The 14,322-nt window shown below is 71.7% G+C and carries 15 protein-coding genes; 6 read left to right on the top strand and 9 right to left on the bottom strand.

Going from position 1 to position 14,322, the window contains the following annotated elements:
• Window positions 1-8: 8 nt before the first annotated feature.
• The gene (locus ACFYR3_RS12800) at window positions 9-926 is read right to left on the bottom strand and encodes an ACP S-malonyltransferase (protein WP_389282781.1); all 918 of its coding nucleotides are present in this window, start codon (window positions 924-926) and stop codon (window positions 9-11) included.
• Between the two features lie 89 nt (window positions 927-1,015).
• Complete coding sequence (gene fasR, locus ACFYR3_RS12795; RefSeq protein ID WP_355851083.1) at window positions 1,016-2,221, bottom strand: fatty acid biosynthesis transcriptional regulator FasR; 1,206 nt, start codon at window positions 2,219-2,221, stop codon at window positions 1,016-1,018.
• Window positions 2,222-2,315: 94 nt separating this feature from the next.
• On the opposite strand from fasR, the gene ACFYR3_RS12790 reads away from it, so the two are divergent.
• Window positions 2,316-2,972, top strand: coding sequence for a pirin family protein (locus ACFYR3_RS12790; RefSeq protein WP_355851258.1), 657 nt, complete (start codon window positions 2,316-2,318; stop codon window positions 2,970-2,972).
• Between the two features lie 154 nt (window positions 2,973-3,126).
• Here ACFYR3_RS12790 and ACFYR3_RS12785 read toward each other — a convergent pair whose 3' ends face one another.
• The gene (locus ACFYR3_RS12785; protein WP_389282779.1) at window positions 3,127-3,726 is read right to left on the bottom strand and encodes a TetR/AcrR family transcriptional regulator; all 600 of its coding nucleotides are present in this window, start codon (window positions 3,724-3,726) and stop codon (window positions 3,127-3,129) included.
• A gap of 96 nt (window positions 3,727-3,822) precedes the next feature.
• On the opposite strand from ACFYR3_RS12785, the gene ACFYR3_RS12780 reads away from it, so the two are divergent.
• Window positions 3,823-4,644, top strand: a complete 822-nt coding sequence (locus ACFYR3_RS12780; RefSeq protein ID WP_389282777.1) for an NAD(P)H-binding protein — start codon at window positions 3,823-3,825, stop codon at window positions 4,642-4,644.
• A gap of 183 nt (window positions 4,645-4,827) precedes the next feature.
• Here the strand turns inward: ACFYR3_RS12780 and ACFYR3_RS12775 are convergent, their stop codons facing one another.
• Together ACFYR3_RS12775 and ACFYR3_RS12770 are read right to left on the bottom strand one after the other, a co-directional pair.
• The gene (locus tag ACFYR3_RS12775; protein ID WP_355851077.1) at window positions 4,828-5,649 is read right to left on the bottom strand and encodes a serine hydrolase domain-containing protein; all 822 of its coding nucleotides are present in this window, start codon (window positions 5,647-5,649) and stop codon (window positions 4,828-4,830) included.
• A gap of 19 nt (window positions 5,650-5,668) precedes the next feature.
• A complete protein-coding gene (locus tag ACFYR3_RS12770) occupies window positions 5,669-6,139 on the bottom strand; it encodes a GNAT family N-acetyltransferase (protein ID WP_355851074.1) in 471 nt (156 codons plus the stop codon).
• Window positions 6,140-6,235: 96 nt separating this feature from the next.
• On the opposite strand from ACFYR3_RS12770, the gene ACFYR3_RS12765 reads away from it, so the two are divergent.
• Window positions 6,236-6,718: a MerR family transcriptional regulator gene (locus ACFYR3_RS12765; RefSeq protein ID WP_355851071.1), complete on the top strand. Its 483-nt coding sequence runs from the start codon at window positions 6,236-6,238 to the stop codon at window positions 6,716-6,718.
• Window positions 6,715-7,731 carry an aldo/keto reductase gene (locus ACFYR3_RS12760; protein ID WP_355851068.1) on the top strand — a complete coding sequence of 339 codons (1,017 nt, stop codon included), beginning with the start codon at window positions 6,715-6,717 and terminating at the stop codon, window positions 7,729-7,731. The genes ACFYR3_RS12765 and ACFYR3_RS12760 overlap by 4 nt, the downstream gene beginning before the upstream one ends.
• A 53-nt stretch (window positions 7,732-7,784) precedes the next feature.
• Here ACFYR3_RS12760 and ACFYR3_RS12755 read toward each other — a convergent pair whose 3' ends face one another.
• From ACFYR3_RS12755 to ACFYR3_RS12745, 3 genes are all read right to left on the bottom strand, one after another.
• Window positions 7,785-8,648: a DUF4429 domain-containing protein gene (locus ACFYR3_RS12755; protein ID WP_355851252.1), complete on the bottom strand. Its 864-nt coding sequence runs from the start codon at window positions 8,646-8,648 to the stop codon at window positions 7,785-7,787.
• Between the two features lie 66 nt (window positions 8,649-8,714).
• Window positions 8,715-9,923, bottom strand: a complete 1,209-nt coding sequence (locus ACFYR3_RS12750) for an alpha/beta hydrolase (RefSeq protein ID WP_355851065.1) — start codon at window positions 9,921-9,923, stop codon at window positions 8,715-8,717.
• A gap of 515 nt (window positions 9,924-10,438) precedes the next feature.
• Window positions 10,439-11,128 carry a TetR family transcriptional regulator gene (locus ACFYR3_RS12745; protein WP_355851062.1) on the bottom strand — a complete coding sequence of 230 codons (690 nt, stop codon included), beginning with the start codon at window positions 11,126-11,128 and terminating at the stop codon, window positions 10,439-10,441.
• A gap of 121 nt (window positions 11,129-11,249) precedes the next feature.
• Between ACFYR3_RS12745 and ACFYR3_RS12740 the strand changes: the two genes are divergently transcribed.
• Both ACFYR3_RS12740 and ACFYR3_RS12735 read left to right on the top strand, forming a co-directional pair.
• Window positions 11,250-12,872, top strand: coding sequence for an MFS transporter (locus ACFYR3_RS12740; protein ID WP_389282774.1), 1,623 nt, complete (start codon window positions 11,250-11,252; stop codon window positions 12,870-12,872).
• A gap of 103 nt (window positions 12,873-12,975) precedes the next feature.
• Window positions 12,976-13,275 carry a small hydrophobic protein gene (locus ACFYR3_RS12735; protein WP_355851056.1) on the top strand — a complete coding sequence of 100 codons (300 nt, stop codon included), beginning with the start codon at window positions 12,976-12,978 and terminating at the stop codon, window positions 13,273-13,275.
• Between the two features lie 134 nt (window positions 13,276-13,409).
• Here ACFYR3_RS12735 and ACFYR3_RS12730 read toward each other — a convergent pair whose 3' ends face one another.
• Window positions 13,410-14,189 (bottom strand): potassium channel family protein, encoded by a 780-nt coding sequence (locus ACFYR3_RS12730; protein WP_389282772.1) that lies wholly within the window; start codon window positions 14,187-14,189, stop codon window positions 13,410-13,412.
• Window positions 14,190-14,322: the final 133 nt, after the last annotated feature.

The raw sequence follows: 14,322 nt of genomic DNA, 5'->3' as shown, positions 1-14,322 counted from the left end.
CGGGCTCCTTAGGCCGCGCTGTGCTCGGCGATGAGCTCGCGAGCCGCGTCGAGGTCGTCTGGTGTCTTCAGGGCCAGCGTCGTGACACCGGGCAGGGCGCGCTTGGCGAGACCGGTCAGCGTGCCGCCGGGGCACACCTCGATCAGCGCGGTCGCGCCGAGCTTCTGGAAGGTCTCCATGCACAGGTCCCAGCGGACCGGGTTGGCGACCTGGCCGACCAGGCGCGAGACGACCTCGGCACCGGAGGCGACGGCCTGGCCGTCCCGGTTCGAGACGTAGGTGACCCGCGGGTCCGCCGGACTCAGTTCCTCGGCGGCCTTGGCCAGCGCCTCGACCGCGGGGGCCATGTGGACGGTGTGGAACGCGCCCGCCACCTTCAGGGCCACGACCCGCCGGACGCCCTCGGGCTTGTCCGCCTCCAGGGCGGCCAGCTGCTCCAGCGTGCCGGCGGCGACGATCTGGCCCGCGCCGTTCACGTTCGCCGGGGTCAGCCCCAGCTTCTCCAGGTGCGCGACCGTCGTCTCGGGGTCTCCGCCGAGCAGCGCCGACATACCGGTCCGCGTGACGGCGGCGGCGTCGGCCATCGCCAGGCCGCGCTTGCGTACGAGGGACAGCGCGGTGGTGTCGTCGAGCACTCCCGCGAACGCGGCGGCGGTGATCTCGCCGACGCTGTGTCCGGCGACGGCACCGGGGGTCACGTCCCCGAGTGCCGCGGCGGACAGGAGGCCGGCGGCGACCAGGAGCGGCTGGGCGACAGCCGTGTCACGGATCGCGTCCGCGTCGGCCTGCGTGCCGTAGTGGGCAAGGTCGAGCCCGATGGCGTCCGACCACGCGGCGAGGCGTTCGGCGGCGCCGGGGAGGTCGAGCCAAGGAGTCAGGAAGCCGGGCGTCTGAGCGCCCTGGCCGGGAGCGACGAGTACGAGCACTCTCACACTCTCTCTTGTGGACGGCCACGGCCGCCCGTGGGGACAGGGACGAAGAACACGAGAGGGAATTGTAGGTCCCCGACAAAAGGCTAGGTCTGGGGATCTCCATCGGCCAGACGCCCCAGGATCAGCGCGATCCGCAGCGTGAACGCGGATCGTACATCCGAGGGCGACCAGCCGGTGACGTCAGTCACACGTCGGAGCCGGTAGCGCACGGTGTTGGGATGGACGAACAGCATCCGGGCGGCGCCTTCGAGGCTGCTCGCCTGCTCCAGATACACACTGAGCGTCTCCAGGAGCGCGGAGCCCGCTTCCTCCAGCGGTCTGTAGATCTCCTCCACCAACTGCTCGCGGGCGGACGGGTCCGAGGCGATGGCGCGCTCGGGCAGCAGATCGTCCGCCAGCACCGGGCGCGGGGCGTCCTGCCAGGCAAAACACGCCTTCAGCCCGGCCGCCGCAGCCTGCGCGGAGCGGGTCGCGGCGAGCAGATCGGGCACGATCGGCCCGGCGACGACGGATCCGGCGGCGAACGGACCGATCAGTGACTTGGCGACGGCGAGCGGGTTGTCGCTGCCGCCCGCGATGACGACCAGCCGGTCCCCGAGCACCCCCGTCAGCACCTGCAGCTTGGCGTGCCGGGCGGCCCGCCGGATCGCCTCGACCGTCAGTTCGCTGTCACCGTCGGGCGCGGTGCCCAGCACGACGCAGACATGTTCGGGCGAGTTCCAGCCGAGCGCGGCGGCCCGGGAGACGGCGCCCTCGTCGGCCTCCCCGGAGAGCACGGCGTTCACGACGAGCGATTCGAGCCGGGCGTCCCAGGCGCCGCGTGCCTCCGCCGCCTGCGCGTACACCTGGGCGGTGGCGAAGGCGATCTCGCGGGCGTACACGAGCAGCGCCTCGCGCAGCACGCCCTCGTCGCCGGGAGCCGCCACCTCGTCGATGGCCGACTCCATGACCTCGATCGTGGTCCGCACCATCTCCACCGTCTGGCGCAGGGTGATGGCCCTGGTCAGCTCGCGTGGCGCGGTCCCGAAGACATCGGTGGAGATGGCCTGCGGCGCGTCCGGGTGCCGGAACCACTCGGTGAAGGCGGCGATACCGGCCTGGGCGACCAGCCCGATCCAGGACCGGTTCTCCGGGGGCATGGCCCGGTACCACGGCAGCGTCTCGTCCATCCGCGTGATGGCCTGGGCGGCGAGACTGCCGGCCGACTTCTCCAGCCGCTTGAGGGTCGCGGTGTGCATCTGGACGTCATGCGCTGGGCGCTCGGTCTTGCGGGCTTCGGGTTCGGGCACGGGACAAGACTGCCTTATCCGGACGGAGCTGTGCGGCGGCGGGTCGCAAGTAAGCGCGGGGCGTTCGCCTGGCCGGGGCTACGGTGGTCGAGTGATGGACGTCCGCCGCGCCGACGAGCGCTACCGCGGAGGGGACCCGGCGGCCGGGATCTCCTCGCTCCACGCCTTTTCCTTCGGCCCGCACTACGCCCCCGACAACCTCCGCTTCGGCGCGGTGATCGCCTGCAACGAGGAGCGGCTCGCCCCTGGCGCCGGCTTCGACGAGCACCCGCACAGCCACACCGAGATCGTCACGTGGGTGGTGGAAGGAGAGCTGACCCATCGCGACTCGGCGGGCCACGAGACGGTGCTGCGCCACGGCGACGTCCAGCGGCTGAGTTCCGCGGGCGGCGTCCGCCACGTCGAGCGCAACGACGGCGAGCTGCCGCTGGTCTTCGTCCAGATGTGGCTGGCCCCGATGGAACCGGGCGGCGACCCGGCGTACGAGACCGTCCGCGGTATCGCCGACTCCACCCCGTACGCCGTCCCCGAGGCGGGCGCCATGCTCCATGTGCGCCGGCTGACGGCGGGCGAGCGCACGGCGGTCCCGGACGCCCCCTTCGTCTACGTCCATGTCGTACGCGGCGAGGTCCGGCTGGACGGCGTGGAGCTGGGGGAGGGCGACGCGGCCCGCGTCATGGACGCGAAGGACATGGAACTGGTCGCCGGAGTTCCCGCCGAGCTGCTGGTGTGGGAGATGACGACCGTCTGACGCGGACGCCGGGCGTGCCGTCCGGACAGCCTCCGACGCCGACGCGCCACTCCCAGCGCCGGCGCGTCCAGTCCTGCGTCGACCGGTCGCCTCCGACGCGGACGCGCCGCCCCCCGACACCGGCGTGTCCATCCGCGCACAAGCGCGTCCAGCCCTAGGCCGGAGCGTCGAGTTCGCGGATCAGCCGATCCCCTTCGCGGGTCATGATCTCCGGGTCGCGCAGGGCGTTGGAGAGCAGGGACATCCCCTGGTAGGCGCCGACGAGCGTCAGCGCGCGGCCCTCCGGGTCGGCGACGCCGATCTCCCCGTACTGCCGTTCCACCCAGTCCAGCAGTTGGCGGACGACCCGTCCCGCCAGGAGATCGAGGCCGCCCTCGTCCCGCTTGTCGAGCTCCGCGGCGAGGGTGCCGGTGGGGCAGCCGTAGCGCGCCGCGGTGTCCCGCCCGGAGACCCATGCCGTGATGAGCCCCTTGAGGCGGTTCCGCGGCTCGGGGAGCTTGTCGAGCTCGTCGGTGAGTTCCCGCAGGTGGCCGGCGTGTTCGGCGAGAGCGGCCTCGACCAGCTCGTCCTTGGTCTTGAAGTAGTAGTACACGTTGCCCGCCGGGACCTCGGCGGCACGGGCGATGTCGGCGATCGTCGTGCGCTCCACGCCCTGCTCGTGCAGCACCCGGGCCGCGGCCGCCGTCAGCTGCCGCCGCTTGCCGGCCGCTTTGGCCCGCGGCCGCGTTCCCCGGGACATCTCTGAGTCAGTCACCCGACTGACTATAGACAGCGGCATTTCTCCTTGCTAGCGTCCTGCCCATCGGAGTTAGTCAGTCGACTAACTAACTTACGGGTCGAGGAGATCGACATGTACGTGGTGACGGGTGCGACCGGGAACGTCGGACGCGCGCTGGTGCGGACGCTCAGTGGAGCCGGACTGCCGGTGACGGCGGTGGCCCGGAAGATCACCGGGGACGAGGTGCCCGAAGGCGTCCGGGCGGTCGCCGCCGACCTGGCCGAACCGACCGGGCTCGGACCGGCGTTCGAGGGCGCCGAGGCACTGTTCCTGCTGGTCGCGGGCGAGGATCCGACGGGCGTCCTGGACGCGGCGAAGACCGCCGGAATCCGCCGGGTGGTGCTGCTGTCCTCGCAGGGTGTGGGAACGCGCCCGGAGGCCTACGGGCACCCGGCCCGCTTCGAGAAGGCCCTACGTGAGTCCGGCCTCGACTGGACGGTCCTGCGGTCGGGCGGGATGGACACCAACGCCTTCGCCTGGGCCGGGTCGGTCCGCGCCCGGCGCGAGGCCGCAGCGCCGTTCGGCGGCATCGGTCTGCCCTTCGTCGACCCCGACGACGTCGCGGCCGTCGCGGCGGCCGTCCTGCGCGAGGACACCCACGCGGGCGCCACCTACACACTGACCGGTCCCGCGCCGACCACTCCGCGCGAACGGGCCGCCGCGATCGGCGCCGCCCTGGGCGAGCCGGTGCGCTTCACCGAGCAGACCCGCGAGGAGGCGCACGCCCTGATGGCAGGCTTCATGCCGCTGCCCGTCGTCGAGGGCACCCTCGCCATCCTGGGCGAGCCGACCGAGGAGGAGCGGCGGGTCGCCCCCGACGTGGAACGCGTCCTCGGCCGCGCGCCGGGCACCTTCGCCGCCTGGGCGCAGCGCAACGCGGCGGCGTTCCGCTGACCGCGCCCGGGGCGGCCGACGGGCGGCGTCAGCAGGTCGGGCCGCGTCGGCAGGCGGGTCCCGCGTCGGCAGGCAGGTCGGGCGGCGTCGGCAGGTTCCGCGGCGTCAGCAGGTCGGGCGGCGTCGGCAGGTCCCGCGTCGGCAGGTCCCGCCTCGGCAGGGCCAATGTGAGCAGGTCCCGCGTCAGGAGGCGAGGTCGGCCAGCACCGCGTCCGTGAACGGGGTCCACGCCTCGACGGCCCAGGGCCCGAAGGTCCGGTCGGTCAGCGCGACACAGGCGGCTCCCACGGCCGGGTCGACCCACAGGAACGTACCGGCCTGCCCGAAGTGGCCGAAGGTCCGCGGTGAGGACGAACTCCCCGTCCAGTGGGGCGACTTGGAGTCGCGGATCTCGAAGCCGAGCCCCCAGTCGTTGGGGCTCTGGTGGCCGTACCCCGGCAGCACGCCCTTGGTCCCGGGGTACTGGACGGTCATCGCCTCCGCGACCGTACGAGGGTCCAGCAGGCGGGGCGCCTGGAGCTCGGCGGCGAAGCGGACGAGGTCGTCCACCGTCGAGACACCGTCCTTCGCGGGCGAACCGTCCAGCGTCGTCGCGGTCATGCCGAGCGGTTCGAGGACCGCCTGACGCAGATACTCCGCGAAGGGCATGTCCGCGGCCTTGGCGATGTGGTCCCCGAGCACCTCGAACCCGGCGTTGGAGTACAGCCGCCGCGCCCCGGGCGTGAAGGTCGCCCGGTGCTCGTCGAAGGCCAGACCGGAGGTGTGCGCGAGCAGATGGCGGACCGTCGAGCCGGCGGGCCCGGCCGGTTCGTCGAGCTCGATCGCCCCCTCCTCGTACGCGACGAGCGCGGCGTACGCGGCGAGCGGCTTGGTGACGGAGGCCAGCGCGAAACGGTGCCCGCCCGGCCCGTACGAGCCGGCCACCGCGCCGTCCGCGCGGACGACCGCCGCGGCGGCGGTGGGAACGGGCCAGTTCGAGATCAGCGCCAGACTCTGCAAGGACATGCCCACGAGCCTAAGTCGTTCACAGGCTCAGCCGCATCGAGGGGTCCCGCTTGCGGACGAACCCGAGGGCCGCGTAGAGCGGCTCGGCCTCGGCGGACGCGTTGAGGTCGACCTGCGCGACACCCCGCTCGCGGAACCAGTCGAGGAGCGTCTCCATGCAGGCGCGGGAGTAACCGCGGCGCCGGACGTCCGGATCGGTGGCGACGCTGAAGACGTACCCGACCGCGCCGTGCGGGTTGTCCGCCCGCCCGATCCGGTACTCGACCGTCCCGGCGGCGAGGGCCGCGAGAGCCCCCGGCCGGTACGGGTGGTCGACCACGAAGGCGGCGAAGGATCCCCCGGGATCGGCGAGCTTCCCGCGTACGGTGGGCAGCGACGCGGCGTGCCACTCGGTGGAGGAGCCGACAGCGAACACCGAATCGATCATCACCTGGCGCAGGCGCAGCACTTCCCGGGCGTCCTCGGGCGTGGCGCGGCGTACGAGACTCATGATCCGCACGGTAACCACCGCCTCCCGGCCACGTCCTCGCAATTTCGGCGGATTCGGCTTGCCTGGAGTGCACTCCAAGGTTTTAGCGTGGGGGTCATGACGGTGATGGAGACCACAGCCGAGGCCACCGGGACGAGCACCGGGACCGACTTGTGCGCCGGCCCTCCCGAGCGGGAGCGGCGCCCGGACGGCCAGGACAACTACACGATCAGCGAGGTCGTCGACTTCACCGGCCTGAGCGCACACACCCTGCGCTGGTACGAGCGCATCGGGCTGATGCCGCACATCGACCGCTCGCACACCGGCCAGCGCCGCTACAGCAACCGCGACCTGGACTGGCTGGGCCTCGTCGGCAAGCTCCGGCTCACCGGGATGCCGGTCGCCGACATGGTCCGCTACGCGGAGATGGTGCGCGCGGGCGACCACACCTACATGGAGCGCTACGAACTCCTGGAGGCGACCCGCCGGGACGTCCAGGCCCGGATCGCGGAGCTCCAGGACACCCTCGCCGTGCTCGACAGGAAGATCAGTTTCTACGGTGACGCGGGGCGCGCCCTCGCGTCGGAGAGGTCTCGATGACCGACAGCAGGATCAGGGCGGTGCGGCTCGGCAAAGAGGGGCCCGAGGTCGGTGTGCAGGGCCTCGGCTGCATGGGCATGACCTGGGCGTACGGACCGCCGGACGCCGACGCCTCCCGGGCCGCCCTCCACCGGGCGCTGGAACTCGGCGTAACGCTCTACGACACCGCCGAGGGCTACGGCCGCGGCGACAACGAGAGGTTCCTCGCGCCGTTCCTCAAGGCGCACCGGGACGAGATCGTCATCGCGACCAAGTACGGCGTCACGGTCCCGCCGGACAACCCGCGCAAGCGGATCATCCGCAACGACCCGCCCTACATCCGCCAGGCCGTCGAGGGCAGCCTCCAGCGCCTCGGCGTCGATGTGATCGACCTCTACTACATGCACCGACGCGATGTGAACGTGCCGATCGAGGAGAGCGTCGGCGCGATGGCCGACCTCGTCCGCGAGGGCAAGGTCAAGCATCTGGGCCTGAGCGAGGTCACCGCGGGGGAACTGCGGGCCGCCCAGGCCGTGCATCCCATCGCGGCCGTCCAGTCGGAGTGGTCGCTGTTCAGCCGCGACATCGAGACGAACGTGGTGCCCGCCGCCCGCGAGCTGGGCGTGGCGCTCGTCCCGTACTCACCGCTGGGCCGGGGCTTCCTCACCGGCTCCTTCGGCAACGCCGACCAGGACCTTGCGCAGGACGACGTCCGCCGCACCCAGCCCCGCTTCACCGGCGAGAACGCGGCGGCGAACGTGGCGCTCCTCGCCCCGATCCGTACCGTCGCCGACGCCCGTGGAGTCTCGCTCGGCCAGATCGCGCTGGCCTGGGTCCAGCAGCGGGCGAGTGTCCACGGCCTGACCGTCGTACCGATCCCGGGTACCACCCGGCGCGCGAGGGTGGAGGAGAACACGGCGGCCACCGGCATCGCCCTGACCGAGGACGAGCTGGCCCTTCTGGAGCCGATCGCGGCCGCGGTCGCGGGCGACCGCTACCCCGACATGTCGTTCTCGTCGGCGGGCCGGGAGTGAGCGCAGCCTAGAGCCGGTACCGGTGCCGGTGCTCCCGGCACCGGCACCCGCGGTCACAGCTGCGCCAGCAGTTCCGCCTTCTTGACGGAGAACTCCTCGTCCGTGAGGAGCCCCGCCTCGTGCAGTTCCCCGAGGTGCCGGATCCGGTCGGCGATGTCGGCCGGGTCCCGGCGCGGTACCGCGGACGCGGCCACCGGCGCGGGACTCGCGGAGCGCGCGGCGGCGAGCACGGCCGCCGCGAACGGCAGCGACTCGTGGACGGGCCCGTACCCGAGTCCGAAGACGACCGCCGCCGGGTCCTGGTCCGCCTGGGTCGGCTGCGCCGGCGCGGGCTCCCGCCGCAGCAGGCGCAGATGGCCCTCGAACACCTCCGGGGAGCGCCATTCGACCCCGCACAGTCCCGAGACCGGGAAGGTCTGGTCGCCGGCCTTCCACTTCGCCGAGGACGCGCCCGTCCAGAACCACCGGAAGGACACCGTCCTGCCGTCGAAGGAGGCCTTCCCGTCGTAGGCCTTGAAGTGCAGCGGTCCCTCGGGAGGCTTCACGAGATAGCGCTCGGCGGGCTCGTCGTCCTTGGTGAGCTGTCCGCGCAGCTCGTCCGCGTAGTACTCGGCCAGCGTCTCGCGCTCGGCCGGCAGTACCAGGCGGTAGGGGTCGCACCCCTCCTTGAGCTGTCCCGCGGCCGCCTCCATCAGCGGATCGGCGCCGGGCCTCGGCACCGCACGCAGAACGACCGTGCCTCGCTTCCCGGGCGTCAGCGTCACCGCCGCGATCGCCTCCAGGGGGATACGGCGTTCGCCGAGCGCCTGGAACAGCTTCGGCGAACGGATCCCCCGTTCGAAGCGGATGAGCACGGAGTCGGACTCGAACTCCCAGGCGGCATGAAATCCGGCCAGTACGTCACCCATGCGGGCCATCGTATGCGGCACGCAAGCCTCCGTCGCCTCTCTGGGCGGACCGCAGTTTTTCGTCCTCTACGCGCGTCAGGCCGACGTGCCGACGGACAAACCCGTCCGGCACACGTCATCATCGTGCGCGCATCGGACAGCGCGGTACGCGCCGATCCCGATCTCCGCGAAGTTGCGGAGACTCTCCGTGCCCGGCTCGAAGTAGCCGGCGTGCCCCTTCGCCCCGTCGGCGGACAGGACGCGTGCCCCGAACCCCTTCGACACCGGGTCCGCACCGTGTCCGAGACCGCCGACCTCCAGGTGCGGCACGTCCTGGATCCAGTCGTCCGCGTCGCGCATCGCCCAGACCCGGGCGGTGGTGTGCAGGTTCGCCGCCTTCGCCGCCCGCATGCCGGGGCTGCCCGCCACCGCTATGTCGGACACTCGGGAAGGCAGCGAGGAGGCGGCCACCCCGCACAGGACCGAGCCGTAGCTGTGGCAGTACAGCGCCACCTCCGTGCTCCCCGGCAGCGCCCGCACCAGCGCGTTCAGCCGCACCGCGCCCTCTTCGGCGCGCATGGCGGTGGCCGCGTCCATGCCGAGCCCGTTGGGCGCCGTGTAGTCGGCCCACGCGATCACGGCGGTACGCGTGAGCGGGGCCGCCGAGCGCTCCGCCCTGTACAGGGAATCCGCCATGCCGACGGGCGCCGAGTACTGCTTGAACGTGCGCTGGAAGGTGAGCAGGTCGGTGTCGACACCGGGCACCACGACCGAGACGCGGCGGGCCGTGTCGAGGTCGCCGAAGACCTCGGCGACGCGCCCCGAGCCGTTGGGGTCGAAGGCGAGGATCTTGCGGCCCTTGTGCAGCAGTGCTTCGTAGCGGTGCATCCGGCGGCCCGCGTCGTGCTGGCCGAACGAGGACAGCCGGTTGTCGTGCATGCGCTTGTGCTCGACGGTGCGCTCGTGCTTCAGCGCGAGCCGGTTCGCCGCGTAGCGCAGCGTCACCGGCGCGCCGTTCATGTTGCCGACCGCGAGCGGATAGCGGTGGGCGAGCCGGGAACGCTGCTGCGCGTCGAGCGTGGTGAAGAAGTGGGCCAGCCGGCCCGGAGCGGAGTCCGGTTCGGGCAGCTTGTGCCCGGCGATGAAGCCGTGCTCCCACGCGGAGCGGGACGCCTGGAGGGGGGAGGGCTCGCGGTGGCTGTGGAGCGCGGTCCAGCCACTGGTGGCCAGCATCACGAACACCACGGCCAGCGCGAGCAGTGCGCGCCAGGCGTTGAGTTGGGGGGGTGTGTCGAAGGAAGTCACTGAGAGGACACCCTAGGAGAAGGGAGCAGCCTCCCGTTAAACGAGTGACTGGGATCACGTTTCCGATGGGGTAATTGGGGCAAACCGGGTTCAGTTTGAGATAAATAGTGACACTCTGTGCGTGCATCTCTGCGACGCGTGTGCGATATGTGACGCTCCGCGTGGGGGTGTTGTGATTCCGCGGGGCTGCCGCGGGGGATCTCGCGCGGCAGCCATCCGTACAACGAGCGCGGGCATGCGCGAGGTTCCGCACGCGGGCACGGGCCGGATTCTGTACGCGGGCGCGCGCCGGGATCCGTACGTGGGCATGCGCAGAGTTCCGTACGAGGGCAAGCGTCGAGTCCCGTACGCGGACATGCGCGGGGTTCCGCGCGCGAGCATGCGCCGGGTTCCGCGCGGGCACATGTCGGGTTCCGTATGCGGACTTCGCCGGTTGCCGCGCGTGGACATCGGGGGCATCGCGGGGTGTCGCGCGGGGGTGTCCCAGGGTGACACCGCGAAGCGTCACCGGACGGTCACCGCGGCGCGGTGCCCCACTTCTCCGCCAACGCGGGCCCCACATGGTCGAGATAGGTCGCGGTCAGCTCGCGGATCGCCTCGACGCTGGTGTCCTCGCCCGCGCCCCACAGGCGGCCCGTCACCCGCATCACCCCGCCGAACACGGCGACCGCGATGCGCGGGCGCGGGTCCGTGTCCACGTCGAGGCCCTCGCGGTCGGCGATCAGTCGCGCGATCTCCTCCTCGATCTCCTCCGAGCGACGCAGATGGACGGCGAGCAGCGCGGGTGTCGACTCGATCAACTGGTAGGTGCGCATGTGCAGTTCGATCGGCACGACGGCCTCGATCGCCTCGCCGATGGTGTCCCAGCTCTCCAGGACCGCCCGGCGCAGCGCCTCCAACGGGGCCTCGTGGGGCGGCCGTTCGCGCACCGCGGCGATGAAATGCGACTCGGCGAGCCGCTGCAGGAAGAGCGCGGCGTCCTCCTTGCCGGCGAAGTAGCGGAAGAAGGTGCGCTGGGAGACGTCGACGGCCTCGGCGATCTCGTCGACGGTGGTCCGCTCGTACCCCTGGGCGGTGAACAGTTCGAGGGCGGCCCGCAGCAGTGCGTCCCGGGTGCGCTGCTTCTTGCGCTCCCGCAGCCCGGGGCGTGACGCCGCCGGCTCCGCCGCGCGTTCCGTCTCCGCCGTGCCGACCGTGTCCGTCATGGTGTCGCGATCTCTCCTGTCCGAACTGTTCGCCCAGTTCAGCCTATCTGTGAGTCACGTGACAGTTACCGACTTGTGAATCGGTTTGTCAATTGTCAGTGGCTGTCACTAGCCTCGAAAAATGACTAGTCAGACCACCATCGACAAGACGGGCCCGGAGGACAAGACTCCGGTCTCCCCGTTGGACCAGGCTCCGTCCACGGGCCTGCGCGGCCATCCGTGGTTCACCCTCATCACCGTGGCCGTCGGGGTCATGATGGTGGCCCTGGACGGCACCATCGTGGCCATCGCCAACCCCGCCATCCAGAAGGACCTCGGCGCCAGCTTCGCCGACGTCCAGTGGATCACCAACGGCTACTTCCTCGCCCTCGCGGTCACCCTGATCACCGCGGGCAAGCTCGGCGACCGGTTCGGTCACCGGCAGACCTTCCTCATCGGCGTGGTCGGCTTCGCGGCCGCCTCGGGCGCCATCGGGCTCTCCAACAGCATCGCCCTCGTGGTCACCTTCCGCGTCTTCCAGGGCCTGTTCGGCGCGCTGCTGATGCCGGCCGCGCTCGGCCTGCTCCGCGCCACCTTCCCGGCCGAGAAGCTGAACATGGCGATCGGCATCTGGGGCATGGTCATCGGCGCCTCCACCGCGGGCGGCCCGATCCTCGGCGGTCTGCTCGTCCAGCACGTCAGCTGGCAGTCGGTGTTCTTCATCAACGTGCCCGTCGGCGTCATCGCGCTGGTCCTCGGCGTGCTGATCCTCACCGACCACCGCGCCGAGAACGCCCCGCGATCCTTCGACGTGCTCGGCATCGCGCTGCTCTCCGGCGCCATGTTCTGCCTGGTCTGGGCGCTCATCAAGGCCCCGACCTGGGGCTGGGGCGACGCCCTGACCTGGTCGTTCCTGGGCGCCTCGCTCCTCGGCTTCGTGCTCTTCGCCCTCTGGGAGAAGCGCGTCAAGGAGCCGCTGATCCCGCTCGCGTTGTTCCGCTCCGTGCCGCTGTTGGCCGGTGTGGTCCTGATGGTCCTGATGGCCATCGCCTTCCTCGGCGGACTGTTCTTCGTCACCTTCTACCTGCAGAACGTCCATGGGATGAGCCCGGTCGACGCCGGTCTGCACCTGCTGCCGCTGACCGGAATGATGATCGTGGGCTCGCCGCTGGCCGGCGCACTGATCACCAAGGTGGGCCCGCGCATCCCGCTGGCGGGCGGCATGGCGCTCACCGCGATCTCCATGTTCGGCATGTCCCGGCTGGAGACGGACACGAGCAGCCTGGTCATGTCGCTCTCGTTCGCGGGCCTCGGCCTCGGTCTCGCGCCGGTCATGGTCGGAGCCACCGAGGTCATCGTCGGCAACGCCCCGATGGAGCTCTCCGGTGTCGCCGGCGGTCTCCAGCAGGCCGCCATGCAGATCGGCGGCAGCCTCGGCACGGCCGTCCTGGGCGCCGTGATGGCCTCCAAGGTCGACGGCGACCTCGCGGGCAACTGGACCGACGCCAAGCTGCCGCCGCTCACCCCGGCCCAGCTCGACCAGGCCTCCGAGGCGGTCCGGGTCGGCGCCGCGCCGGTCACCGAGGACACTCCGGCCGCCATCGCCGCGCAGATCACCGATGTCGCCCACAACACCTTCATCTCCGGCATGAGCCTCGCCTGCCTCGTCGCCTCCGGTGTCGCGGTCGTGGCCGTCTTCGTCGCGCTGCTCACCAAGCGGGGCGAGAACGCGGAGGCCGCGGGAGCGGGCGGCGGACACATCTGACGGACGGGCCCGCGCACCGGCAGGCCTGGTGGCGTGGAACGGGGGTACCCGACTCATCGACCCGAACCGACCGAGAGGTCACGGGAGTTCAGGAGTTGATGAGATGGCGGGCTTCGGAAGCGGTACGCGCAAGTACCCCCGTTCACGTGGCCGGATGGGACCACGGACCGGGCCGGACAGCGCGACCCTGGGCATCATCGGAGTCGTGTGTGCGGTGGCCGGATTCTTCACGCTGGGAATCGTGCTCGGGCCGGCCGCGATGGTCTGCGGCTGGCTCGCGATGGGCCGCCGCTGGACCGGCTCCGGGCCGGTGCCGGCCCTGATAGCCCTGGTGCTGGGAGCGATCGACACCCTCCTGGCGGTCATCTGGCTGGCGGGCGGCGCGGGCAACGGCCTGCTCTGACACCGGCCGGGCAGCGGATATCGACAGTGGGCCCCGTGCCGCCCCGAGCGGCGCGCGGGCCCACTGGTCCGTACGGGGGCGTTCCACGGTCCCCAGGTCCCCCAGGCCCCCCAGGTCCGTGTGTCCCCCGGGATCTACGTGGGGGAGTGTTCTTCCGACCCGGCCGACAGGGGATGCGGCAGGATTCCCGGGCCGCCGGTCAGGGCGGCGACCTCTGCCCGCAGGGCCCGTACCTCCGCCGTGAGTGCCTCGATCGCCGCGGTCTGCCGTCGCTCCTCCACGTCGTCCTTCTCGAACCGTGAGATGAACCAGGCGGCGATGTTCGCGGTGACCACACCGAGGAGGGCGATCCCGGAGAGCATCAGGCCGACCGCGAGGACGCGGCCCATCCCCGTGGTCGGGGCGTGGTCGCCGTACCCCACGGTCGTCATCGTCGTGAACGACCACCACACCGCGTCACCCAGCGTCTTGATGTTCCCGTTCGGCGAGTCCCGCTCCACCGACAGCACGGCGAGCGAGCCGAACATCAACAGGCCGACGACCGCGCCCCCGACGTACGTCGTCAGCCGGATCTGCGAGGCCATCCGCGCTCGCCGCCCCACCAGCATCAGCGTGGAGACGAGCCGCAACAGCCGCAACGGCTGGAGGATCGGCAGGATCACGGCGCACAGGTCCAGCCAGTGGTCGCGGACGAAGGACCGCCGCTGCCGGGCGAGAGCGAGCCGGACGAGGTAGTCGGTGGCGAAGGCCCCCCACACCACCCACTCCACCAGCGTGCAGACGAACGTCACCGAAGGGCCGGCGTCGCTGTCCACGATCGGCACGGCGTACCCGAGGGCGAACGCCACCGCGAGGACGAGCAGGGGCCGCTGGGTGTGCAGCTCCCAACGGGCCTGCGCCGATTCTTGATTCATGCGCGCATCGTAGAAAGAAAAAGAGTGAGGGGCGGGGGGGGGCCCCCCCCCCCCCCCCCCCCCCCCCCCCGCCCGCCGGCCCCCCCCCCCCCCCCCCCCCCCCCCCCCCCCCCCCCCCCCCCCCCCCCCCACG

This window comes from Streptomyces sp. NPDC005784 (assembly GCF_042871525.1).
Classification (GTDB): Bacteria; Actinomycetota; Actinomycetes; order Streptomycetales; family Streptomycetaceae; genus Streptomyces.
The sequence above is the reverse complement of the archived record's forward strand: the minus strand, read 5'-3'. Positions and strand labels throughout refer to the sequence as shown.